The sequence below is a fragment of the Paraburkholderia edwinii genome (assembly GCF_019428685.1).
Lineage (GTDB): Bacteria > Pseudomonadota > Gammaproteobacteria > Burkholderiales > Burkholderiaceae > Paraburkholderia > Paraburkholderia edwinii.
This window is the reverse complement of the sequence record NZ_CP080096.1, coordinates 1,272,448-1,296,217: the sequence shown is the minus strand read 5'-3', so window position 1 is coordinate 1,296,217 and position 23,770 is coordinate 1,272,448. Positions and strand designations below refer to the sequence as shown.

Here is a 23,770-nt window from a genome sequence, read left to right as displayed (position 1 = left end):
GGCGCGGCCCCGTCGGTTCTACGTAGTGTGCTGTTCTTCCTTCGCCCTCTCCGGCTGCGGCTGCGGCTGATCCCTCACCCATCGCCAGAACAGCTGGTAGCCGACCGCCAGCATGACAGGACCGATGAACAGACCGATGACGCCGCCCGACACCATCCCGCCGAGCGCGCCGATCAGCACGACCGGCATCGGCACGGCCACGCCGCGCCCGAGCATCAGCGGCTTGAGCACGTTGTCGGCCAGTCCCGCGACGAAAACATAGACGGAGAAAACGATCGTCGCGACACTGACGCCCTCGGTCACGATGACGAAAGCGATGACAGGGATGGTGATCAGCGTCGCGGGCAACTGCATGATGCCGATCAGCAGCACGGCAAGGGCGAGCAGCCCCGCGCCGGGAATCCCCATCACGACGAATGCGACGCCGATCAGCAGCATCTGGATAAACGCGATGCCGACCACGCCTTGAGCGACCGCGCGAATCGTCGCCGTGCAAAGATCCGTGATTTGCGGGCCATTCTCGGGGCCGGAGATGCGCGATGCGATCTGCACCGCACTGTGGTGGCCTTTTTCTCCGTAAGCCATGAATATGCCGGCCACGATCAGCGCGACGAAAAATATCAGCAGCCCGGCACCGAGCCCGGTCACCATACCGAGCAAGGCGAGACTCATTTCCTTCAGTTGCGGCGCGAACTTGTGCACGAGACCGGTGAGATCGGTCGAGGCCTGTTGCCAGAAGTCGTACACGCGTTGACCGATCAGCGGCCAGCGCGCCACCGATTCGGCGGGCGGCGGAATGCGGAATTCGCCGTTCCTGACGATATCCATTGCGCGCTCGATGGATTCGGCCACCGCCACGCCGAGCAGATAAGTCGGCAGGAGAATGACGGCAAATGCGACGATCACAATCAGCGTCGCAACGAGACCATCCCTTCCGAGCGCGCGGCGAAGTCTGACTTGAAGCGGATAAAGCGTGATCGCGAGAATCACCGCCCAGACCATCAGATTAAGAAATGGAAGGAAGATCCGAACGCAGAATATCGCCAGTACGGCAACCAGCCCGGCCCGGATCAGGACGTCGAGCAGCTCTCTGGACAACACCCTTCGGGTAGTCGGCGTGGGCAGCATCGCATGTCTCCTCGCGGGTTGCCTCCAATACTCCGATACGAGTATCCGGCAAATACCTGGGCCGCTATCGGGGATGGTAGGCCCCATCGCACCGCGGAGACAATTGGACCAAGGTCCTACTCATCTAACTGAGCATCTAGCTGATGCCGCTAACCGAGGCCACGCATCACGGCATCGATTCGCATTCCGCCGGGCGCCAGTTCCGCACGAGGAAAACACACGAGCGCGAATGCGCGCATGCGAGGCGGGTCGCCCGGAATACGCGCGAAATGAAACTCGATTTCGTGGCAGCCCGGACCATCCTTGTCGCGAATCACGTTCATCAGGTCGATGCGAACGCGTTTCGTATTGACGTACAGATGGGCCGCGGGATGAGCCAGAACGTCGCAGATTCCCTTTAACTGAAGGTCGTACGTCTTGCCCGGCATTCTGATCTCACCAAGCTGGCGCGCATTTTCTTCCAGCTGTTTCTGCACGTGTTCGAGCTGTCCGGCTTCGTCAGCCGATTCGTCGCCTACCACCGAGCGCATGCCGGCGCCCTGCCGCTCAAGCAGCGTCTTACGCGCTTGCAGCATGGAGCGCGCTTCATCGAGCAGCTTATGGTGATCGTTCGACAGCTTCGCCATGCCCTCGAGCACCAGTTGATCCAGCAGCCGATGCCCGATTTCGTCGCGTAGCTCAAGCTCAGTGCGACTGCACATACGCACCCGATGATCGCCGAACAACAGTGAAGTCTGAGGAACATCGTGACGCACTTCATTGCCCTCGAGCGCAACCCCGAGGAAATGCCGCTCGTTCATCGTCATGCCGAGCGCCGCATAGGCTTCTGTCGATTCGGCATTGCCGTCGAAAAACGATCGCAGTTCTTCGGCGCGGCCGAACGCCTCCAGCAGCGTCTCGGGCGTGGCAAAAAAAGCACGCAGATGAAAATCGGCTGACCAGGCCTGCGCATTGGCTTGATGCGCCGACGGCAACGAAGCCAGCAAGCCGTCGATGTACTGAAGCGCGGTCAGTACCGCGGGCTTCAAACGCTGTTCGTAGCGCGATGCCATTTGCAGGCGCGGATGCATGGCCAGAATGCGTTTGATGCCTGCGTCGATCTGTGCCGAATTTTGCGAGCCGGTCTGCGCGTGATTCCGGTTGAGGAGCCAGTTGAGCATTCCCATCTGTCTATCCCTCGCTGCGAGTGGCGCCGCTAAAGCCATACGAACGAGCCTTGGCGCGCTGGTCTCTTTTGCATCCCTGAACTATTCTAGGCGTTATCCGGGCTTGGACGTTACCCGCACGGCATCCCCTCCAACTATCAAAACGTGAGGCCGGTTTCGATCTCACGCGATCGACTCATGCAACCCGACACGTCAATCTCCCCAGGCAAACCATCTGCCAAACCCAATCACCGATGGTTGCGGTGGCTGCCCGGCGTCACGATGCTCAGGGAATACCAGACGAGCTGGCTACCGAAAGACATCGCCGCCGGGCTCGTCCTGACCACGATGCTGGTGCCGGTCGGCATTGCCTACGCGGAAGCGTCGGGTGTGCCCGGTGTCTACGGGCTCTACGCCACCATCGTGCCATTGCTTGCGTATGCCGTATTCGGGCCCAGCCGGATACTCGTGCTCGGGCCGGATTCCGCCCTGGCCGCGCCGATTCTCGCTGTCGTCGTGACGGCGGCCGCTGGCGATCCGTCGCGTGCCATCGCCGTCGCAAGCATGATGGCCATCGTCTCCGGGGTGTTTTGCATCGCAATGGGCGTATTGCGCCTTGGCTTTATCACGGAATTGCTGTCGAAGCCGATCCGATATGGCTATATGAACGGCATCGCGATCGCCGTTCTGATCAGTCAGTTGCCGAAGCTCTTTGCCATCAAAATCGATGAGGCCGGTCCGCTAAGAGATCTGCTAAGCCTGGGCATGGGCATCGCTAACGGCAAAACGAACTGGTATAGCTTCGCGGTCGGCGCGGCCAGCCTCGCATTGATCCTGTTTCTCAAGCGCTTTGAAAAGGTGCCGGGCATTCTGATCGCGGTCGTGCTCGCCACACTATGCGTGAGCGTGTTCGGCCTCGATAGTCTCGGCGTCAAGGTGCTCGGCAAGATTCCGCAAGGCCTGCCGTCGTTTGTCCTGCCTTGGGCAAACGGTGCCGATTTGACCAGAATCATCGTCGGCGGCTGCGCTGTCGCGCTGATATCGTTTGCCGATACCAGCGTGCTGTCGCGAACCTTTGCGGCACGATCGCGTAGCCGCGTCGATCCCAACCAGGAAATGGTGGGCCTCGGCGCCGCGAACCTGGCGGCAGGGCTCTTTCAAGGGTTCCCGATCAGCAGCAGTTCATCGCGCACACCGGTGGCCGAGGCGGCGGGTGCTAAAACGCAGCTGTCGGGCGTGGTCGGCGCATTGGCCGTCGCCCTGCTGCTGATCGCGGCGCCGAACCTCATGCGTTACGTGCCTAACAGCGCACTGGCGGCCGTCGTTATCGCAGCCGCCATCGGCCTGTTCGAAATAACGGATCTCAAACGGATCTATCGCATTCAGCAGTGGGAGTTCTGGCTTGCCATGGTGTGCTTCGTCGGCGTCGCGGTTTTCGGCGCGATTACCGGCATCTGCATCGCGGTCGTCATCGCCGTCATCGAATTTCTGTGGGACGGCTGGCGGCCTCATTTTGCCGTGCTAGGCCATGTCGACGACGTGCGCGGTTTCCACGACATCAAGCGCTACCCGAATGCCGCGCGCATTCCTGGGCTGCTGCTGTTTCGCTGGGACGCCCCGCTGTTTTTCGCCAATTCCGAGCTGTTTCAGGAGCGGCTGCTACAGGCGGTGGAAGAATCGCCGACGCCCGTGCGTAGGGTCGTTGTGGCAGCGGAACCCGTGACGAGCGTGGACGTAACATCGGCCGACATGTTGCTCGAACTGATTCGCGTACTGAACGAGCGCGGCATCACCTTGCATTTCGCCGAGATGAAGGACCCGGTTCGCGACAAGCTCAAGCGCTTCGAATTGATGGAGCTCGTCGGCGCCGAACGGTTTCATCCGACTATAGACAGTGCTGTCGACTACCATCTAGGCAAAGCGGAAGGCTCGACCGGCGGCCACGGCGGCTAGAAGGAGCCGGATCGCAGCCTGCCCGACGGCTCATTTCGCTGCAAGGCGCAAATCACGTCGCGTATCATTGACCGCCATCCGTCCACCGCGCGCCATGACCGCCAAACGCCCTCGCCCGCCCGCTACCGATCCGCACGCACCGCGCGAGCTGCTCAATCTCGCGCATCTGCTCGTGTTCGTGCGGGTCGCGCAGCACGGCAGCGCGATGCGTGCGGCCGAGACGCTGTATCGCGCGCAGTCCGCGGTCACGCGCTCGATCCACGAACTCGAGGGCGCGCTCGGCGTGCCGCTGTTCGAGCGGCATCCGTCGGGCATGCTGCCCACGCCGACCGGCCGCACGGTGCTCGAGCGCGCGCAGCGCGTGTTCGGCGAGCTCGAAACGCTGGCCACGTGGTGCGCGACGCGTCAGCAGGAGCGGCGGGTGAACGCGCCGCGCGGCGTGCCGTCGTCGCTGCTCAATACGCGACGCCTGCAATTGCTCGTCGAACTCGCACGCCACCGGCACATGCCGAGCGCCGCACGCGCGCTCGGCATCAGCCAGCCCGCGGTCAGCAGCGCGATCCGCGTGCTCGAAACGGGCGCGGGCTTCGAACTGTTTCATCGCAGCGCGCGCGGCCTGCAGCCGACGCCCGACGGCGAGATCTTCGTGCTTCACGTCCGCCGCGCGTTAAACGAATTGCGCCATGTACCCGACGACGTCGCCGCATTGCAGGGCACGATTCGCGGCCATGTCCTGGTCGGCGCGCTGCCGCTCGGACGCACGCTGATCCTGCCCGCCGCGGTCGCGCATCTGAGCAAGGCCTATCCGGGCGTGCGCGTCATTACCGATGAAAGCGCCTACGAAACGCTGGCCGTGGGGCTGCGTGCAGGCGATATAGACTTTATTCTCGGCGCGGTGCGCGAGCCCGATCCGGCAAGCGGCCTCGTCACCGAACCGCTGATGTCCGAACCGATGGCGGTGCTCGCGCGGCCCGGCCATCCGCTTGCGGGCGTGCGCAATCTGAAGCTCAAACAGCTGTCCGATATGCAATGGGTGCTGCCGCGCAGCCATTCTCCGAGCCGCGAGATTCTCGACGCGCTATTCGAGCGCAGCCGGCTCGCGCCGCCCGTGCCCGCGGTGGAAACGGCCGACCTTGCGATGATTCGCGGTCTGCTGCTGCAATCGGATATGGTGGCCGCGCTTTCCGCGCATCAGATGCAGTATGAGTGCGAAATGGGCCAGCTCGCGGTGCTCGACGTGCCGATGCCGGATACGGTGCGCGACATCGGCTTCACGATGCGCGCATTCGCCGAACCGTCGCCGGCCGCGCGCAAACTGATCGACGCGATTCGCGAGGTCGTCGCGCAGTTCAATCCACTCGGGTATGCCGGGCGTGCGGTTGCGTGATCATCGGAATCAACGCGACGCTATTGCGGCATCAACGTAATATCAACGCGCGAGCAGATCCAGAAAGTCCCGCCAGACGAACGGCACGACATCCTCGTAACGGATGTCGCGCGTTTGCATCGCATCCACCACGCCGTCCTGTAGTTTCGCGCACGCTTCGCTCATCAGCGGATCGAGTTTCGCATCGCGCAGGGTCTGCGCGACTTCGCGCATTTCCTCCGCGCGCCGGCGCCCGTGTTCGGCGACGCGGCTGATCAGATAGCCGGGTACGTCTGTATCGTGCTGCATCTTGCCGAAGGTTTCCTTCAGCGAGGCCAGCACGATTTCTTCGGCGCCGTAGTGCCGCGCCGCCGCGAGGCATTCCACCGACAGCGCCTCGATGCCCTTGATCATCACGCTGCGGCACATCTTCGCGGCCGACGCAACGCCGACCTTACCCGATACCGCGCGCGCATTGAAGCCGAGTGCCTGCAACCGCGGCGCAAGCGCCTCGGCAGTCGTACCGCCGAGCAGCATCGGCACTTTCAGACCGTATGGCGGCACCGGCGCCATCACCGCCGCTTCGACGTAGTGCGCACCAGCCGCTTCGATGCAATGCTGCCCATGCTGCTTCGTATGCGGCGATACCGAATTGATGTCGAGATAGGTCTGATCCGGCGTGATGCAGCGGCTCACCGCTTCGGCGACTTCGACATCGGAAGCCGCCGTCACTGCCGAGATCACGAGTTGCGCGTCCGCTAACGCCTGCGCAAGATCCGGCGCCGCGCGCACGCCTGCTTGCTTCGCCTTGTCGCGCATCGCCTCCGCGTGGTGCTCGCCGCCGTCGAGCAGGCGGTCGTACATCGACACCTGCACGCCCTTGCTCGCGAGCGCCGAACCGAGCATGCCGCCCGCTTCGCCGAAACCGATAAACGCTACGCGTTCGATTGCCGCCATACTCGCTGCATCGCGCATCGAGGTGTCTCCTTCTTTAGTATCGGGCGAGCGCTTGATGAGCGCTCGCCCGTCTTCTCTCAAACAACCAGGCTGGGCAACGTGGCCAAGTTACAGATCGTCGGCCGATTCGACGTAGCGCAAACCCTTGGCCGCGAGCTTGTCGCGCATGCCGTAGTAGTCGAGGCCGAGCTGGCCCGATGCCAGCACGCTGCGCGTCTTTTCTTCCTTCGCGAGACGGGCCTGCGTCGCTTCGACGACCGCCGCGACCGTTTCGAGCGGCACCACGACGATACCGTCGTCGTCCGCTACGATCACATCGCCGGGACGCACGAGTTGCTGCGCGCACACCACGGGAATGTTCACCGAGCCCAGCGTTTCCTTCACCGTGCCTTGCGATGAAATCGCCTTCGACCAGACCGGGAAGTCCATCTCCTTCAGCGCACGCAAATCGCGGCAGCCAGCGTCGATGATAAGGCCGCGCACGCCGCGCGCGGCCAGCGAGGTCGCGAGCAGTTCGCCGAAATAGCCGTCTTCGCAGGGCGAAGTCGGCGCAACGACGAGCACGTCGCCTTGCTGGCATTGCTCGACGGCTACGTGGATCATCCAGTTGTCGGACGGCGGAATCAGCACCGTCACCGCGGAGCCGGCAATCGATGCACCCGCATAGATCGGCCGCATATACGTGGCGAGCAGCCCGAGACGGTTCTGCGCCTCATGCACGGTCGCGCTGCCGGCGTTCTTCAGCACTTCGACGGCGGCCGGATCGGCCCGCGAGATACGGGTAACGACAACGCCGCGCTTCATGACAGATCTCCCACCACGCTCGGCGTGACACGCTGATACGCTTCTGCGTATTCGATGTTGCGCTTGGCGGTAATGCCGATATTGCGCTTGGCCTGCACGCCGCGCTGCAGGGCGACGCGAGTGTAGTACTCCCACAGATGCTCCTGACCTGCCATGCATTCGATTGCCTTGCGCTTTACGTCCCACACTTCCGTGATGTCGAGGAACGTATTCGGCGACCATTCGCACTGCTCGGTCTGGTGCGGCTCGAATGCGTAGACGGGCGGCGCACCGACAATTTTCTGGCCCGGGTTGTGACCTTCGGCCTGAGCGATGATGCGCGCTTCCTGCGCCACATGCATCGCCAGCGGATGGTCGAAGTTATACGGATCTTTGAGCGAATGGCTCAGCACGAAAGCGGGCTGAACGTCGCGATAAACGTCGACGAGGCGCAGCAGCGCTTCGTCCGACACGCGCAACGGGTAATCGCCGAGGTCGAAGAATTCGACTTCCGCGCCGAGCACGTCGGCTGCACGCAGCGCTTCCTCGCGGCGCGAAGTCTTGACCTTGTCGAGCGTCATGCCTTCTTTTCGCCACAGCTTGGCGGACTCGCCGCGCTCGCCGAACGAAAGACACACCACCTTGACGCGGTACCCGTTTTTCTTATGCAGCGCGATTGCGCCACCTGCCCGCCACACAAAATCAGCGCTATGCGCGCTGACGACCAGCATCGAGTTGTTCTCCGCCATCTGCTGCCCTATACGTTGATTTTTTCGGAAAAAAAATGAAATACAACGCTGATGATTCTAGGAGCCGCGCGCCGGCATAGGGTACGCGAAGAACCCTCGGTGGTTATCTATTCTGTTTATTGAAACTGTTTTGAAGGCAAACCGCGTCAACCGGCCATCGTTGCGCGGCGGCGTCCTGAGGGCGGAATTCGCCGCGCAATCGTCGCGCAACGGCCCATTGCGAGATTTTCTGCCACGCGCGCAGCGACCGATGCATTGACGAATAGCGCGCTCGAAATCGGCACGCGGGAATGCGTGGGCGGCCCGACAAACCAGAGGTTGCCCTGTCCGGCTGGCCGCGTCGGCTCGGCGTTCAATCGCTGCGATACCGCCACCGTCTCCCTGTCGCGCGCGCCGTGCACTTCGAGTTCCATCTCGCCCGACTCGTTCCTGACGAGGCGTGGCGCATGAAATCCCGCGGTCGTGACGATCGCATCGAAATTCTGAAAGCCCTCGCCCCAATTCACGCTCCACGGCGCCGTTTTATCGGGCGGCGCGACGACATCGAGCAATCGGCCCTTGCTGACGGTCAGCAAGCCATCGTCGATCACGTCTAGCAGCTTCTTCGCATTCGGCAGCGCGAGCGACGTCAGGTATGGTTCGACCCGCTCGCCGACTGCGGGGTGCATGGCGCCGGGAAATGGACACCGGGTTTTGGCGTAGATCGCGTTGATCGCTTCCACGAGGTCCACCAGCAGGTCCTGCCATTCGCATTGGCCGAGTTCGGCGAGACGGATCTGATCGCGCAGCCGCTCGCGGTAGCCGCGTGCCGCACTGAACTGCTCGCGCCACGAAGGGCCGGTCAGAGTCGACATGTGGTACGCGAGGTACTTCAGATAACCGTGCCTCAAGCCCTTCGGATACGACACATCGCCGCCCGGTGTCCATCCCCTGAAAAGCGACTCGAGCCACGAGCGGTCGAGGCGAAATCGCGCATTCCGGATGGACCGGCTGCGCACGGCAGGAAGCGCGCCGGACGGCGAGACCATCGACACCTTGCAGTGTTGCCGGCACAGCAGAATCGCCGCGTCGACCGCCGACAGCTTGCTGCCCACCACGAGCACGCGCGCATGCCTGGGAATGCGACGCAGCATGTCGGCTTCCGGATAAGGACTTTCGATCAGACGCGGATGGCCGAGATACGTCTTCAGCAGATCGGGAATGCGGGGCACACCAAGGCCCGTGCAGAAAACGACGTCCGTTGCAAACAGCGAATACGGCGTCTCGCCGCGCTCGAGCTTCAACTCGTGACCGCCGCCATCGATCACACGCACGGAGCGAAAGCGATACGGCAGGTGAATCACCTTGATGCCGTGCCGGTGAGCGATATCCGAAAAGTGGCGGAAGCGATCCGCGAGATAGGCGCCGACCCACGCGCGGGGCACGAACGCTTCCGGATCCACCGGTCGTCCGTTTTGCCGCAAATAAAGCAGAAAATCTTGTGGGACATCCGCGATCGCCGACATGATTTCCGCCGAGGTATTGCATAACAGGTCTTCGTCGTGATTTCCGAAGACCATGCCGGGACCGATATCACCCGGAGAGACTATATAGATAGTTCGCACCGCGCGTTGTTTGACGAGCGCGATAAACGTCGCCACGCAAGCGGCGCCTCCGCCGACCAGAGCCACACTATTTTCGTCCTGCTTCATCGTACCCATGTCCTTCTTACCGTTGACCACGTTCACGCGTGACGCACGATATCCGGCGCTCCTGAGCCGGGTCTTGAAGAATCTTGCGTCCACGGAACGCCGCCAGGCGCCGCTCGCCTGCTTGCAAGATTCTTCAAGACCAGCGGCGGCGCGGCCTGGTAAGCTGGAAGAGAGGTGTGGTGTCGGCACGCGATGCAGGGAAATTTGCACCGTGTTCCGGTCCGGCGCGGTCCGTGTTCGTGAATGGCGGGCGCGGTTCGCCGCGAAAAACAGGGCTGCGCCGGCACACCCGGCAAAGATGGCCGATATCCGGTATGGTTTTGGTTCGCGTTTTCCCGGCTCGCTTCGGGGAACACATCGCGAATCTGATTTCGAGGTAAAGATGTCGCATGACAGCAGCGTCAAGGTCTGGCGGATGATGGACCTGCATGACGCGGAGATGCTCAAGGGTACTTATGTTCAGCACATGTATCCGTGGCACGCTCATGAGGAAATAAGCCTGGGTCTCGTGCTGGAAGGCGCGATCAATCTGCGCACCCGCTCGCGTCAGGGTATTGCCAAGGCCGGCTCTTTCACGCTCATCAACGCGGAGGAAGCGCACTACGGCACGCCGGTGAACGCCGAAGGATGGCGGTGCAGAACCATCCACCTCAATCCGCAAATGGTGCAGATCACCGCGGCGGATTTGCGCAGATACTCTCCCGCGTCCAGCATCGCGTTTCTCGGTCCGACGTTCGACGACCCCGATGCGGCCAACGAACTGCTCGAATTGCACCGACGCTCCGAAGCCGACGCATCTTCACTGGAACGCCAATCGTGGCTCGTCACGCTGATCGCACGACTGCTGTTGCGGCATTCGGAAGCCGCGGTCACGCTTCCCGCGCGCGAACGCGAGCCGCGCGCGGTTGGGCTCGCGCGCGACTATCTGGTCGAAAACCTCGGCGACAAGGTGACGCTGGACGAACTGGCGGCTACGTCGGGCTTGCCGCCGTTCCGGCTTTTACGCGCGTTTCAGCAATCGGTGGGGCTCACGCCGCATGCGTATCAAACGCAGACGCGCATCCGTGCGGCGTGCCGACTGTTGCGGTCGCAGCAACCGCTCGTCGACATCGCCGTCTCGACGGGGTTTGCGGATCAGGCACATCTAACCCGCACGTTCAAGGCGATTATGGGCATGACACCCGGGCAGTATCGCGACGCGTTTCGCGCATTCGATTGATCCTGCTTGAGCCTGCATGAGTCCGCTCGAGCCGGACTCATGCCGCTCATGCTTCGCCGCCCGGCGCATCATTAAAAGCGCGTGCGCATCCCCATCATGCCGACGATCTGATTGTTGGTCGACGAGGCCCCGCCCGAGTTATAGACGAAAGCGCTGAAATTACGGCCGCTCACGTGCTGATAGACGCCCTCGAGATATACATCGGTACGCTTCGAAAAGCTGTACACGGTTTGCAAGCCGACCTGATTCCACTTCGGCGACGACCCGAATGTCGAAGTGTTCGTCACATGGCCATTCGTAAAGACGTATTCGGCGCCGACCGTGAGCTGCGGCAGCACGAAGTATTTGCCGTTGAGTTCGTAGTTATCGAAGCGCACCGTTCCGTTCTGTGAACCGAACGACGTCGAGCCCTGGAACTGCGTGTGCGTATAGACGAAGCCAACCTTCGCCTTGCCGATTTCGTAGTTCACGCCCGCGCCGGCGATCCGCTGCACATCGGCGCCCAGCACGAAGCCAGCCGTATTGTTCGCCTGCGTTTCGTTGGCGTCGAGCGCGCCGGGGCTGCTGATCGTGGTGTTTTTCGTGCCGTTCAGTTGAAAGTACGCGATACCGGCATTCAATGGCCCCTTGCTATACGCGAGGCCCGCACTGTATGCGCGGTTCACCGCAAAGTCCACGCTATTGGAGAACGCGTACTGGGCCTCGAACTTCAACCCGCCGTAAACCGGACTCGTGTACTTCACTGTGTTGCTTAAACGATATGAGTGAATCATGTCGTCGTTGTCGAACGGGTGAGCAAACGCGGTATCGCCGAAGTTGATCGACGTGGCCGAAAGTGGAATCAGCGTGTCGGTCAGCGCGTCGTACTGACGGCCAAGCGAAACCAGACCGTATGCCTCGCTGTGCAGACCGACGTACGCCTGGCGGCCGAACAATCGCCCGTCCTGCGCCGATTTTCCGTTGTTGATGTTGAATCCGCCTTCAAGTACGAAAATCGCACCGAGGCCGCCGCCGAGATCTTCGTTGCCGCGCATGCCGAAGCGGTCGCCGTTGATATTGCCGGTGCTCTGTCTGAAGAGCGATCCGCCATTGGCGTTATTCGTGTATTGAAGCCCTGCATCGAGCAGGCCATACAGCGTCACTGAGCTTTGTGCATGCGCGAGCTGCGCGGCGAACACGCCTGAACAGGCAATAAAATACAAACCCCGTTTCATTTCTCTCCTCTCATTTGATTGACAGTCGAAAGCCAACTCGAGTGAATCGGCCAGCTGTACGACAGAGGCGTGTAATTTAACTTTCGGGTTTATATCGGCGCTATGCGGACGCCCTTTTTTGTCAAAAAAGCATGCCCCAAAACTGAATGTACTTAGGCTCCCGAATTATGTTTATCGTGAATTTTCTTCATTATTTTCCGATGCATTGATTGCAAGGAATAACAGAATTGACCTGCGTATGGATTATCGTCAGGCCGTGCCGGCATTCAGGTTGATACGGCAGGCGAAAAGAGACTGAGTTCAATTGCGCGCGTACCTCGCCGTGCGCTTACAGCAGTAACCGGCGTACGCCGTTTGACAGGCGCGCGAGACACGGTAAATACTGGACACGGTAGAAACCGTCGATATGCGTCAGGTTCCGCGCATGATGGGAGAACGCAGTGAAGCCCGGTGCCACAGGTTCTCGCTCCGAATGGGTCAAAAGCCTGCGGGTCGCAGGCTTGCTCGGCGACCTGACCGCGGGCGGCGTGTCCGCGCTCGTCATGCTGTGCTACGCGATGAGTCTCGGCACGCTGATCTTCAGCGCCGACCTGGCGCACTATGCCCAACTCGGCGTTCCCACCGCACTCGTCAGCTGCATCGTCACCGCGCTGGTCATTGCACTGACCAGTTCGATGCGCCTGAACATCGCCGGACCGGACAGCAACGCCACCGCGTTTCTCGCGGGTGTCGCCGCGGGCGTGGCGAGCAGCGTGCGCGCCGACGGCGGATCGCCGCAAACCGCCCTGCTCACCGTACTGATCGCGATTGCGTTGTGCTCCGTGTTGACGGGCATCGTGCTGTACGCGATCGGCTCGTCAAAACGAAGCCGCTCGCTGCAGTTCCTGCCCTATCCCGTCGTCGGAGGATTTCTGGCGGGCACGGGCTTTCTGCTGCTGGCGGGCGCTTTTCGTGTGCTGACCGGCGAAACGCCGCACTGGCAGAATCTCGCATTGCTTACGCATCTGTCCTGGCTCGCGTGGGTGCCCGCGCTTTTCGTCGGCGCGCTGACGACCGTTCTGATGACAGTCCCAACACCAGGCCGCCAGCACATCGCCGCGCTGCCGCTGGTGCTCGTGTGCGGCATCGCGCTGTTTTACGTGTTGCTCGCGCTCGCCGGCCTGTCGATCGACGATGCGCGCAACATGGGCCTGCTGATGCCGCGTGTCAGGCTGCATCTGATTCCTCACTTCGAACTGCCCTCATCATTTGCGCGCGGTGCAATCGACTGGCCCGCGATCACCGCGCATCTCCCCGAAACACTGGTCGTCACGTCCGCATCGGCGATCACGATCCTGATGAACTCGACAGCGATCGGCGCGGCGACCGGCGAAAACGTCGACCTCAATCGCGAAATGCGGGCCGCGGGGCTGGCCAATATTGCGAGTGGCCTGTTGGGCGGCATGGTCGGCTACCAGTCGTACAACCGCTCGATGCTCAACTCGCGCGCCGGCGCGACGAGCCGTTTGGCGGCCGTGTTCGCCGCCGTCGCGTGTCTGGTGGCGCTGGCTGCTTTGCCCGATCTCGTGGCGCTTTTTCCTGTGCCCGTGCTGGTCGGGTTGCAACTTTTCATGGGCTTGCGTCTGCTGCTGCACTGGCTCGTGGGCGCGTACGCACGGCTTAACTGGTACGAGTACGCGCTCGTGCCCGGCATCCTCGCCGTTATCGCCTTTTATGGCGTGATTGCCGGCGTGGTAGCCGGCATCGTCGCGGCATGCGTGATGTTCGCGCTGCTGTACGGACGCGTCAGTTGCGTGCGCTCGGAGTTCGATGCGGCCACGCGGACCTCGACCGTCGAACGCAGCATCGAGGCCACGACACGGCTGCGCGAACGCGGCGCACAGCTGTGCGGTATGTGTCTGCAAGGCTTTCTGTTCTTCGGCACCGCGAATTCGCTTCTGCAGCGCGTGCGCGAGCGGCTCGATACGCACGGCGCGCTCCCGGTTCGCTATGTCGTGCTCGATTTCGCGGCGACCAATGGCATGGATGCGTCGGTATCGATTGCATTCGTGAAGTTGAGGCAGCTATGCGCGTCGTCGGGTGCGGACCTCGTGCTGACTTCACTACCGGCGCGCTCGCGCAGCCTGCTCACACGGTCAGGCACGCTCAATCTGCGAATTCACGAATTCGCGACGCTCGATGCGGGGCTCGAATGGATCGAAGACCAATTGCTCGAATCGGGTGCGAGTACGCACGATGCAGACGATCAGGATTTCTACGTGACGCTCAAGGCGCATTTCACGGCGCCTGCACTGGAAAAGCTGTCGGCCTGTCTCGAAGTGCGCGATCTCGATGCAGGCCAACCGTTGTTTCTGCGTGGCGAACCGGGAGACGCGCTCTATATCGTCGAACGCGGGCGCGTGGCGGTTTCGTTGCCATTGCCGGACGGCCGGCTTGTGCGCTTGCGTTCATTCGGCCCCGGAACCGTAGTCGGCGAAATGGCCGTCTACATGCAGACGCCCCGCAGTGCCGATGTCATCGCCGAGGCGCCGACGCGCGTTCGACGGCTTGCACTGCCGACATTGCTTGCGCTCGAGCGCGAAGACCCCGTCGCTGCCCAGCAATTTCACCGTTTTTTGATCAAGTCGATTGCTGCGCGGCTGGCCGTTGCGAATGAGGCGTTGCGGGCCGCGTACTGATCGGTGCGATTTCCAGCGGCGCCGATTTCATCCGGTTTTGATGGTCTCGCCTGCAATTGCCGCATCGATGGTCGGAAGCGCGTAGACGAACCCGAGGTTATTGCCCTCTTCCCTGAGCTTTTCCAGTTCGGCCAGCAGTGCCGCATCCCGGACACCCTTTCCATATGCGATAAGCGCGCGTGCCCGCGCCGCCACAAAGACCGCGAAGGGCGAAAGCTCGCGGCAAGCGTATTCGTCGAGCGCCACGGCATGGGCCTCGGCCGCATCCCACAACCCCCGATCGATGCATGCGTCGATCGCATCGCGTCGAAACAGATAGTAGTTATGGCTCACCGCTCCGGCGGCAAGCACCGCTTCCCCTTCGGCGAGCGCTGCTTCGAAGACGGCGACGTTGTCTGTGGTGTTCGCCAGGATGCCGAGGCATGACGCGCCAAGATAAGCCATACCGGTCTCCCGGCTGATCGCCAGCGCTTTTTCAATGTCGTCGAGCGCCTCGCGGCGGCGCCCCGCCGCGCGGTGCAACTCCGCGCGAAACAGCAGCGCTTCGCCTTCGAAGCGCCTTGCTCCAAGCTCGAGTGCACACTGCAACGCCGGGCCGACATGCTCCATAGCGCGATCCCATTCGGCAAGATCGTGCAGGCAGTTGTAGGCGGAGTGATGCGCGATGGCAAGCGCGCGGCGATGGCCGACCTTTTCCGCGGCGGCAACGCTCGCGAGCGCGTCGTCGAGTCCCGCTCTGACCTTGCCGACCAGCCATGCAGTGATCGCGCGCATCGGCCGATTGGCGACCTCGATGCGTCCGAAGCCATGCCGCTGACACAACCGGATGCAGCGGCAGAAAGCATCGTAGGCGCTCATCATGTGGCCGCGCATGTACTCGGCATCGCCGACGCCGCCCAGCGCGGCCGCCTCCTGTTCGTGGTCGTGCGTCTCGCGCGCGAGTGCAAGGGCGCGCTGGTGTTCGCGCAGGCATCCGTCGCTATCGGCGCGCGGGAAACACAGATTGCCGCGCAGGAAATGGATGCGGGCCTCTTCGCGCAGCAGGCCTGCAGCGGTGGCTGCGGCCTGCGCATGGTCCAGATCGGTCCATGCGCTATCGAGATGGTCGATCACGCGCTTCACCGTGGCGCACCCGATCCATGCGTGGCATCGCTCGGTGTCCGTGGTCGCGGAGTCGAGCGCCGTTTCGAAAGCGCCGAGCGCCTGTGTCATGTCGCCCATGTCATACAGGATGTTGCCACGCAGGCACTCGAGCGCGACGCGCTCGGCGTCGGCGGGCGCCGCGAGTTGCAGCCCTCGATCGACGAGACGAAGCGCGAATTCATAGCGGTATCCGGCCGCCAGCGAACGTGCCGCGTCGCAATAGGCGCGGACCGCATCGGCGTCCGCCGCGCGATCCAGATGTTCGGCGCGCAGCACGAGGTCGCGCTCGCTATACCAGTGTGCCGCGCGGCGATGCAACTCGCGGCGCCGGCTGTTGAGCAGTCCGTCATAGATCGCATCGCGAATCAGCGCGTGGTGAAACAGAAATCCACTGCCTTGATGCCGCAGCAAAAGGCTTTCTACGAGGCTCTCCAACTTCGCGTCGGCGCCATCGAGCAGGTGAACGACCGCGTCTTTTTCAAAACGCTGCCCCAGTACCGAGGCCGCCTGCAACACCGTTTTGTCTGCCGGATCGAGCCGGTCCAGCCGCGCCTGTACGAGACTTTGCACCGATCCGGGCACGCCCGTTCCTGCCGTCTCCTCCGCATTTCTGAGCAACTGTTCGAGGAAAAGCGGGTTGCCCGACGCGCGTTCGATGCAGCGTTCGGCAAGGTCCGCCGTCGCACCAGGAAACGATTCGGCCATCAGACGCGCGTCGCCGACGTTCAACGGACCGACATCGAAACGCGCATACGGCGCAGCGGCCGCCGCGCGCCATATCTCATCGAGCGGGTCGCCCTGGACACGTGTCGTCAACAGCAGAACAGCCGGACACTGAGCCGCCGTCGCGGCGACTTGGGCAAGGTCACTGAGTGTCGATCCGTCTGACCAGTGAATGTCCTCGACGGTCAGCACAAGGGCCTGCATACGGCTCGCTCGTTGCACGAGCCCCGTCAAAACGTTCGCGCGGCCCGAGACACGCATTGCATTGTCCATCGCCTCATAGACCGCCCGTTCGCTGGCCGTCTGCGGCACACCGGCCAGGTCGCTTAGAAAGAGCGCCTCGCCGGCATCGATCAAGCCGTGCGCAGTGGCATGCGCGATTGCGGCCGCGCCGGCATCTTCAGCGGCATCGCTCGTGCCGGCATCGCTTGCATCGTCGAGCGCAAGGACACTTCGCACAAGCGACCGAATCGTATTCCGTCCCGTACTTGCACCGAAGTCGAGCACGACGGCGCCATGGCAAGCGAAGCCCAGCTCGCTCGCCTCACGCTGGAATTCCTCGACAATACGGGTCTTACCGATGCCGGCTTCGCCGCGCACCTGCACAACCTGCCCGCGCCCGGTCTCGCGACACGATTCGAGCACGGCCCTGAACTGGAGCAGTTCATCGCGACGGCCGATAAACGGCCGCCCCAGGCCAGTGTGCCGAAACCCGGCAAGACACCAGGCCGGCAGCGCCTGCGCAAAACCCTTGACGACAATCGCGCCACGCTCCGCGCAGTCGACGCGATCGGCCACCGCGCGCCACACGGCTTCCGAAATCAGGATCTCGCCTTGCCCGGCCGCGTCGGTGAGGCGCGAGGCGAGGTTCACGGTCTCGCCGGTCACGGTGTACTCGCGATGCGCGTCGCTGCCGGCGCCGCTCGCGACGACCTGTCCGCCTGCAATACCGACATGCACCGAGAGCGGACGCGACAGCGTGCGCGATAAACGCGGCATCGCGTCGCGGATGGCAAGCGCCGCACGCAACGCGCGTTCGACATCGTTCCCGTGCGAAAGCGGCGCCCCGAAAACAGCCATCACGCAATCGCCAACATGCTTGTCGATATGGCCGCCATGTTGCTCGACAATGCGATCCGTCTGCTCGAAGTATCGATCGAGCATCGCGAGCACGTCCTCCGCGTCGACTTCGCGGCTCATCTCCGTAAAGCCGCACAGATCGGCAAACAGCACGGCGACCTGCCGTCGTTCGGCCTTCGTGTCGCTGAGGGTCGCTGTGGCGTGCGCGGATCGTATCGGGGTGGTAGCCTGCCGCGATGCCTGCGTCCGCGTTCGCAATTCGCTCAGCGCATCGAGTAGCTTGCGGCGATGACCGATCGAGGCGATACCGAGTTCTTTCAGATCGTCGGCCGTCAGGCTGTGCAGCACGTGCTCGTCGATCGCGTTCTCGCGAAACGCCCGCTCATATTGTTCCATTCCGAGGCTATGCAGCCAGGCGGCGACGTCCACGTTCTCTCCTGCGGGGAAAGTCTCCGAACTGTTATTCAGCCGCGATTCAGCCGCGTGGCCTGAGCCGCACCGGCATGGTGTTCGGCACCATCGTGAATGCCGAGACTTCTTCAATCTTCGCGGGGTCGATCGCGAGTTCGATCTCGAAGTGGCGCGTCAGCATCGATATGACGAGCCTCATCTCGACCGCTGCGAGATAACGGCCCGGGCACACGCGCGGACCCGCTCCGAATGTCAGGTACGCCTTCAGTTCGTGCGCGCCTTCCGATGGATCTCGCGGGTGCTTCCAGCGGTCGGGATCGAACGTTTCCGGGTGCGCGAAGTTCAGCGGGTCGCGCGTGGCCGGACGCGTCAGAAACAGCATGCGTGTTCGCGCCGGTATCGCGACGCCGCCGATATACACATCGGTCAGCGGCTCGAATGTCTGGATCGCGGCAACGGGCCGCAAGCGCAGCGCCTCGTTGCATACGGCCTCGCACAGATCGAGATGCTTCAATGCGTCGTAGTCCGGACAGATTGCGGATTCGCCGAACGCCATACGCGCCTGTTCGAACAGGCGATTCTGCAGCCGGGTATCCGCGGCAACGTACATCAGCGCCCAGGCAATCGCATTCGCCGTCGTGTCCTCGCCCGCGACGAGCAGCGTCAGCACGTTCGCCGAAATCTGTTCATCGGTCACTTTCGAATCGGGCTCGTTGCGCGCGGCAAGCATGGCTTCAAGCAGGTTGCGCGGCGGCGCATCGGGAGCCTCACGCATGCGCTCGCGCGCCCGCTCGATCATCTTGCGGATATAACTGTGCACTTCCACCATGGCCCGCGCGAGCCGCCGGTCCTCGGCAAGCGTGACGTAGTGCCAGTAAGGAAAAATCGCGGTGATGCGCCGCATCAGCGCGGGCGTGACGAGAGCAAGCTGTTCCTGGATGATGCCTTGTTCCCGTTCGAGCGTATGCGGGTCCTCGCCGAAGGCGAGCGTGCTTGTCACATCGACCGTATAGCGCTTGAGTTCCTTCGTCATCTCGAGCGTTCGTTGCTCCTTCTCGGCCTGTTGCAGTCGAACGAGAAAACGCCCGGTAATCGCTTCCAGCGCCGGAAAGAAGCCCTTGATGTTCGAAAAGGAAAGCGCTCGCATGACGAGCCGGCGCTGCGGTTCCCAGGCCGCGCCTTCCGCCGAAAACAAGCCGTTTCCGCCCAGTTCGGCCATCACGGATTCCATGGGCGCAAACCGGCGATACAGATGCGGCCGCTCGCGCATGACGGTCTGGAACAGATCGGCCTGCGTCCATACCGTCACCGGGATCGTGCCGAGTTGGACCCTGTATGGCGAACCGAATTGCTTCGCCCATTGCTCCAAGGTCAGATGCAATTTTGCCGGCGCCATCTGGAAGAGATTCCCCAGAATCGGCATACCGCGCGGGCACGGCAGATCCGCAACGGTGCGCAAGGTCGGGTTCACGTCGAGTTGAAGGTCGGCCATGCTCTCCTCCGCTTTGCACGCCGTCATGCGAGGTAATGGGCATGAAGATAACTTTAGTCAATCGCCTTAGGGTTTTCCAAACCCGGGCTTGAGCGAAGTGCTTACTTTTCCCAGCGCGCATCGATGCCCAAGTTTATCTATCGGCTCTCCCGATTTTTCATCGCTTGTCGATCAGGCGAGCCACAGCGACAGTAGCGCTCCTGCCTGAGAAGAACATGAGGAAAACATAAGGAGAACATGGAATGACTGATCGTCGCGGCGTTGCAAAAGCAATTCTTGCTGTTTCGGGGGCGTGTTTATTTCCGACGCTTTTCCCGATGTCGAGGGCGTTCGCTCAAAGCGATAACGACGCACCCGATGCACTATCGGTCGCGCTGCGTCACATCGAGACCGACCGCGGGGGCCGGCTGGGCGTTGCAGTGATCGACACGCAGACCGGCAAGCGCGCCGGTTACCGGTCACACGAGCGTTTTCCAATGTGCAGCACGTTCAAGCTATTGGCGGTCGCTGCGGTGCTTTCACGAGTCGATAGCGGCACCGATCGACTGGAACGCCGCATCCGTTTCGAGCCGAACGATGTCGTGGTGAATTCTCCGGTTACCCAAAACAGGTCCGGTGCGCAAGGCATGACACTCGCGGAAATCTGCGAAGCGGCCATCACCTTTAGCGACAACACCGCCGGCAATCTCATGCTGGCAAGCATCGGCGGGCCTGAGGCCCTCACCGCCTATGCGCGCCTGCTCGGCGATCACGTCACGCGCCTCGATCGGGTCGAACCTGAGCTTAACGAAGCACGCCCCGGCGATCCGCGCGATACGACATCGCCGGCCGCCATGCTGTCGAATATGCGCGCACTAGTGACAGGCGACCCGCTACAGCCCGCGTCGCGAGACCGCCTGATCGGCTGGCTGGCCGGCAATAAAACCGGCGGGACGCGGCTGCGCGCGGGGCTGCCGCAGCAGTGGCGAATCGGAGACAAGACCGGCGCAGGCGAACACGGAACCACAAACGACGTGGCCGTCGTCTGGCCGTCGGAAGAAAGCCGCCCGCTGTTTATCTCGATCTATCTGACCGGCGATCCGTCCGATGGAAAGCACCAGAATGCGACGATCGCTTCTGTCGGTGCGGCAATTGCCCAATGGCTTCACGGATGAGAAGCAACGCATGCCAGGTTTGCGTGCTGTCATGGCGTTGGGTTGGGTGTCGCGTGCATTGCTGAGCTCGCTAGCATCCTCTCAACCCAGATTCATCGCCGGGATTTCCGCCACGAGCGCATCAATTGCATAACGCGTTTTCAACGGCAAGTACGGCGTTTTCGGCCACACCGCATGAATATCCATCGGTCGCACGCCGCAACGCTCTCTTACTGCCACGAGTTCGCCGGTCGCCATATATCGCGTCAGCAGCCAGCACGGCACCTGCACGAGCCCCAGCCCGGCGACGCCGGCTCCCGCAATCGCCTGGATATCGTCCATGCTCAGTTTCGACTCGATCGGTAGCTCCCACTCGACGCCATCCGTGTCGCGCATGCGCCATGGCGATACGACACCCGCGCGCGAGTAAGCAATGCCCACATGCCCCGCGAAATCGTCGATATCGACGGGCATGCCATGCCGCGCCAGATACGACGGCGCGGCCCCGATACTGAGATCCTGAACGCCGAGGCCGCGTGCCGCGAGGCTCGTGCTGTCGCGCAGTTCGCCGATCCGTATCGCCAGATCGATGTTTTCTTCGACGAGGTCCACCACACGGTCGGTGAACGAAATGTCGATCTGGAGCGCGGGGTGCTTGCGCGCGAGACCGAACAACACAGGCGCGACGCAATGGTGGCCGAACGCGAGCGGCGCGCTGACGCGCAAACGGCCGCGCGGCTCGCTATGTCCGCTATCGAGTTCGGCTTCGGCGGCGTCGAGTTCGGCAAGCGCCCGTACGCATCGGTCGTAATAGGCCTGCCCCGCTTCCGTGAGTGTCTGAGTGCGCGTCGTGCGATGGAGTAGCCGCGCGTCGAGACGGCCTTCGAGCCGCGCGATCACCTTGCCGATTGCCGAGCGCGTGAGATGCATGCGCTCGGCCGCAAGCGTGAAGCTGCCCGCTTCGACCACTTGCACGAAGACTGCCACGCCATCGAGCTTGTCCGTCATATTGGGTCCCAACAGGAACAATTGAAGGGAAAAACCAGCGTCAATCGGGAACTGCATTCCCGATATAGTACATCCGACGTATTCCTGATTGAACCGTTGCTGTTGTGTTCGGTGCATGCGGTTCACAAGAATCCCTTTCCCTTCGATACCCATGACACTACTTCGCCATCCTCAAAATGCCGTTGCACTCGCCACGGTTTGCCTGACTTCGCTGATGTTCGGGCTCGAAATATCGAGTGTGCCGACCATACTCTCCACGCTCGAGCATGTGCTCCATGCCGACTTCAAGGAAATTCAATGGATCATGAATGCGTACACGCTCGCGTGCACCACCGTGCTGATGGCTACCGGGGCGCTCGCCGACCGTTTCGGGCGCAAACGCGTTTATATGGCCAGCATCGTGATGTTCGCGGTCACGTCGCTGGTTTGCGGGCTTGCGTGGAACGCGCCCGTGCTGATCGTCAGCCGGTTTCTTCAAGGCATGGGCGGCGGCGCGATGCTTATCTGCCAGGTCGCTGTGCTGTCGCATCAGTTTCAGGAAGGACGCGAACGCAGTAAGGCGTTTAGCGCATGGGGAATTATCTTTGGCATCGGGCTGGGTTTCGGGCCGATTATCGGCGGCATGATCGTCGCGATCGCCAACTGGCAGTGGGTGTTTCTCGTCCACACGCTGGTCTCGGTCGTCGCGTTCGGTCTCGCCTTCGCCGGTGTGCAGGAATCGTGCGACCCGCATGCGCAGCACCTCGATGTGCCCGGTGTCGTCACGCTATCGGCATCGACTTTCGGCCTTGTTTATCTGATTACGCAAGGGCCCGCCCTCGGATTCGACAGCGTCGTCGCGTGGAGCATCATCGCGGGCACGGCCACGAGTTTCATGGCATTCCTCTATGTCGAGAAGCGCAGCCCTCGGCCGATGTTCGATTTTTCGGTGTTCCGGATTCGTCCGTTTTCGGGTGCGATGTTTGGGTCGATGGGCATGAACTTCAGCTATTGGCCGTTCATGATCTACCTGCCGATCTATTTTCAAGGCGCGCTCGGCTATACGAGCGTAAAGGCGGGACTGTCGCTACTTGCCTATACGTTGCCGACACTGGTGGTGCCGCCGTTTGCTGAGCGTCTCGCGCTCCGGTTCGAAGCGCGCCGCGTCATTCCGCTCGGCATGTTCACCATCGGCCTCGGCTTCCTGCTGATGAGGCTCGGAACCGGCGCCGACCACGCCAGCTGGATCACGATGTTGCCGGGCTGCCTGGCGTGCGGGATCGGGCTCGGCCTGACCAATACGCCCGTCACGAATACCGCTACGGGCTCCGTGTCTTCAAACCGCGCGGGTATGGCTTCGGGCATCGATATGAGCGCGAGATTGATCAGCCTCGCCATCAATATCGCACTCATGGGTTTTGTCTTGCTCGAAGGCGTGCTTTCCTCGCTCTCGCGCGCACTGCCCGATATTTCCGATGTCGCTTCGCTGCGCTTGCTTGCGGAAAAAGTTGCTGCCGGCGCGATCGCGGAGCTCTCGCAAAGCAGCGTCGAACTGATGGCCGCCGATCCGCACGGCGTGATCGTTCATGCGGCGCTCGTGCATGGCTTCCGTCTCGTGATGTTGTACGGCATGACCGGTGCCTGGGTCTTGACGTTTTTTAGCGTTGTCGCGTTTGACGGTCGCTCGGCGCGCGAAGCGAATGCGAGTGTACGTCATCCGGTTGTTGCCAGGAAGGATAGATTCCTGACCAGGGTGGCAACTAACATGCTCGCCAAGGTCCGTTCAACCTCACGAAGCAAAGTGTGCAAATCCGACTAAACGCTTCCTTCTCCGATCGATTTGCGGCCATAAGTCCCTTTATGCGCCGCGTCGATCTATTGCCATTCTGCGCATTCAGTCATTAACTAAAATAAGATT

General features: G+C 62.1%; 16 protein-coding genes. 6 read left to right on the top strand and 10 right to left on the bottom strand.

Annotated elements, in window-relative coordinates:
* Positions 1 to 18: 18 nt before the first annotated feature.
* Positions 19 to 1,128, bottom strand: coding sequence for an AI-2E family transporter (locus KZJ38_RS27515; RefSeq protein ID WP_219803124.1), 1,110 nt, complete (start codon positions 1,126 to 1,128; stop codon positions 19 to 21).
* A 149-nt stretch (positions 1,129 to 1,277) separates the two neighbouring features.
* Complete coding sequence (locus KZJ38_RS27510) at positions 1,278 to 2,294, bottom strand: hypothetical protein (protein WP_219803123.1); 1,017 nt, start codon at positions 2,292 to 2,294, stop codon at positions 1,278 to 1,280.
* Between the two features lie 177 nt (positions 2,295 to 2,471).
* Between KZJ38_RS27510 and KZJ38_RS27505 the strand changes: the two genes are divergently transcribed.
* Both KZJ38_RS27505 and KZJ38_RS27500 read left to right on the top strand, forming a co-directional pair.
* Positions 2,472 to 4,226 (top strand): SulP family inorganic anion transporter, encoded by a 1,755-nt coding sequence (locus KZJ38_RS27505; protein ID WP_219803122.1) that lies wholly within the window; start codon positions 2,472 to 2,474, stop codon positions 4,224 to 4,226.
* A gap of 94 nt (positions 4,227 to 4,320) precedes the next feature.
* Entirely contained in the window at positions 4,321 to 5,613 is a 1,293-nt protein-coding gene (locus KZJ38_RS27500) for a LysR family transcriptional regulator (protein WP_219803121.1), read from the top strand.
* A 42-nt stretch (positions 5,614 to 5,655) separates the two neighbouring features.
* On the opposite strand, the gene KZJ38_RS27495 is transcribed toward KZJ38_RS27500, so the two are convergent.
* From KZJ38_RS27495 to KZJ38_RS27480, 4 genes are all read right to left on the bottom strand, one after another.
* Positions 5,656 to 6,567, bottom strand: a complete 912-nt coding sequence (locus KZJ38_RS27495; protein WP_246642042.1) for an NAD(P)-dependent oxidoreductase — start codon at positions 6,565 to 6,567, stop codon at positions 5,656 to 5,658.
* A 90-nt stretch (positions 6,568 to 6,657) separates the two neighbouring features.
* Entirely contained in the window at positions 6,658 to 7,353 is a 696-nt protein-coding gene (locus KZJ38_RS27490; RefSeq protein ID WP_219803120.1) for a 4-carboxy-4-hydroxy-2-oxoadipate aldolase/oxaloacetate decarboxylase, read from the bottom strand.
* Positions 7,350 to 8,081 carry a PIG-L deacetylase family protein gene (locus KZJ38_RS27485; protein WP_219803119.1) on the bottom strand — a complete coding sequence of 244 codons (732 nt, stop codon included), beginning with the start codon at positions 8,079 to 8,081 and terminating at the stop codon, positions 7,350 to 7,352. The genes KZJ38_RS27490 and KZJ38_RS27485 overlap by 4 nt, the downstream gene beginning before the upstream one ends.
* 146 nt (positions 8,082 to 8,227) lie before the next feature.
* Positions 8,228 to 9,772, bottom strand: coding sequence for an FAD/NAD(P)-binding protein (locus tag KZJ38_RS27480; protein WP_219803118.1), 1,545 nt, complete (start codon positions 9,770 to 9,772; stop codon positions 8,228 to 8,230).
* A 382-nt stretch (positions 9,773 to 10,154) separates the two neighbouring features.
* On the opposite strand from KZJ38_RS27480, the gene KZJ38_RS27475 reads away from it, so the two are divergent.
* Positions 10,155 to 10,991: an AraC family transcriptional regulator gene (locus tag KZJ38_RS27475; RefSeq protein ID WP_219803117.1), complete on the top strand. Its 837-nt coding sequence runs from the start codon at positions 10,155 to 10,157 to the stop codon at positions 10,989 to 10,991.
* A 71-nt stretch (positions 10,992 to 11,062) separates the two neighbouring features.
* On the opposite strand, the gene KZJ38_RS27470 is transcribed toward KZJ38_RS27475, so the two are convergent.
* Entirely contained in the window at positions 11,063 to 12,205 is a 1,143-nt protein-coding gene (locus KZJ38_RS27470; protein WP_219803116.1) for a porin, read from the bottom strand.
* Positions 12,206 to 12,645: 440 nt separating this feature from the next.
* Here KZJ38_RS27470 and KZJ38_RS27465 point away from each other — a divergent pair, with 440 nt between their 5' ends.
* Positions 12,646 to 14,883, top strand: a complete 2,238-nt coding sequence (locus KZJ38_RS27465) for a SulP family inorganic anion transporter (protein WP_219803115.1) — start codon at positions 12,646 to 12,648, stop codon at positions 14,881 to 14,883.
* 27 nt (positions 14,884 to 14,910) lie between these two features.
* Here the strand turns inward: KZJ38_RS27465 and KZJ38_RS27460 are convergent, their stop codons facing one another.
* The gene (locus KZJ38_RS27460; RefSeq protein ID WP_219803114.1) at positions 14,911 to 18,258 is read right to left on the bottom strand and encodes an adenylate/guanylate cyclase domain-containing protein; all 3,348 of its coding nucleotides are present in this window, start codon (positions 18,256 to 18,258) and stop codon (positions 14,911 to 14,913) included.
* A gap of 46 nt (positions 18,259 to 18,304) precedes the next feature.
* Positions 18,305 to 19,732: a cytochrome P450 gene (locus tag KZJ38_RS27455; RefSeq protein WP_246642041.1), complete on the bottom strand. Its 1,428-nt coding sequence runs from the start codon at positions 19,730 to 19,732 to the stop codon at positions 18,305 to 18,307.
* Positions 19,733 to 19,974: 242 nt separating this feature from the next.
* Here KZJ38_RS27455 and bla point away from each other — a divergent pair, with 242 nt between their 5' ends.
* A complete protein-coding gene (gene bla / locus KZJ38_RS27450; RefSeq protein ID WP_425518423.1) occupies positions 19,975 to 20,886 on the top strand; it encodes a class A beta-lactamase in 912 nt (303 codons plus the stop codon).
* Positions 20,887 to 20,967: 81 nt separating this feature from the next.
* Here the strand turns inward: bla and KZJ38_RS27445 are convergent, their stop codons facing one another.
* Positions 20,968 to 21,873, bottom strand: coding sequence for a LysR family transcriptional regulator (locus KZJ38_RS27445; protein ID WP_219803112.1), 906 nt, complete (start codon positions 21,871 to 21,873; stop codon positions 20,968 to 20,970).
* 151 nt (positions 21,874 to 22,024) lie between these two features.
* On the opposite strand from KZJ38_RS27445, the gene KZJ38_RS27440 reads away from it, so the two are divergent.
* On the top strand, positions 22,025 to 23,671 hold the full coding sequence (locus KZJ38_RS27440) for an MFS transporter (RefSeq protein WP_219803111.1): 1,647 nt from the start codon (positions 22,025 to 22,027) through the stop codon (positions 23,669 to 23,671).
* The last annotated feature ends 99 nt before the right edge of the window (positions 23,672 to 23,770 follow it).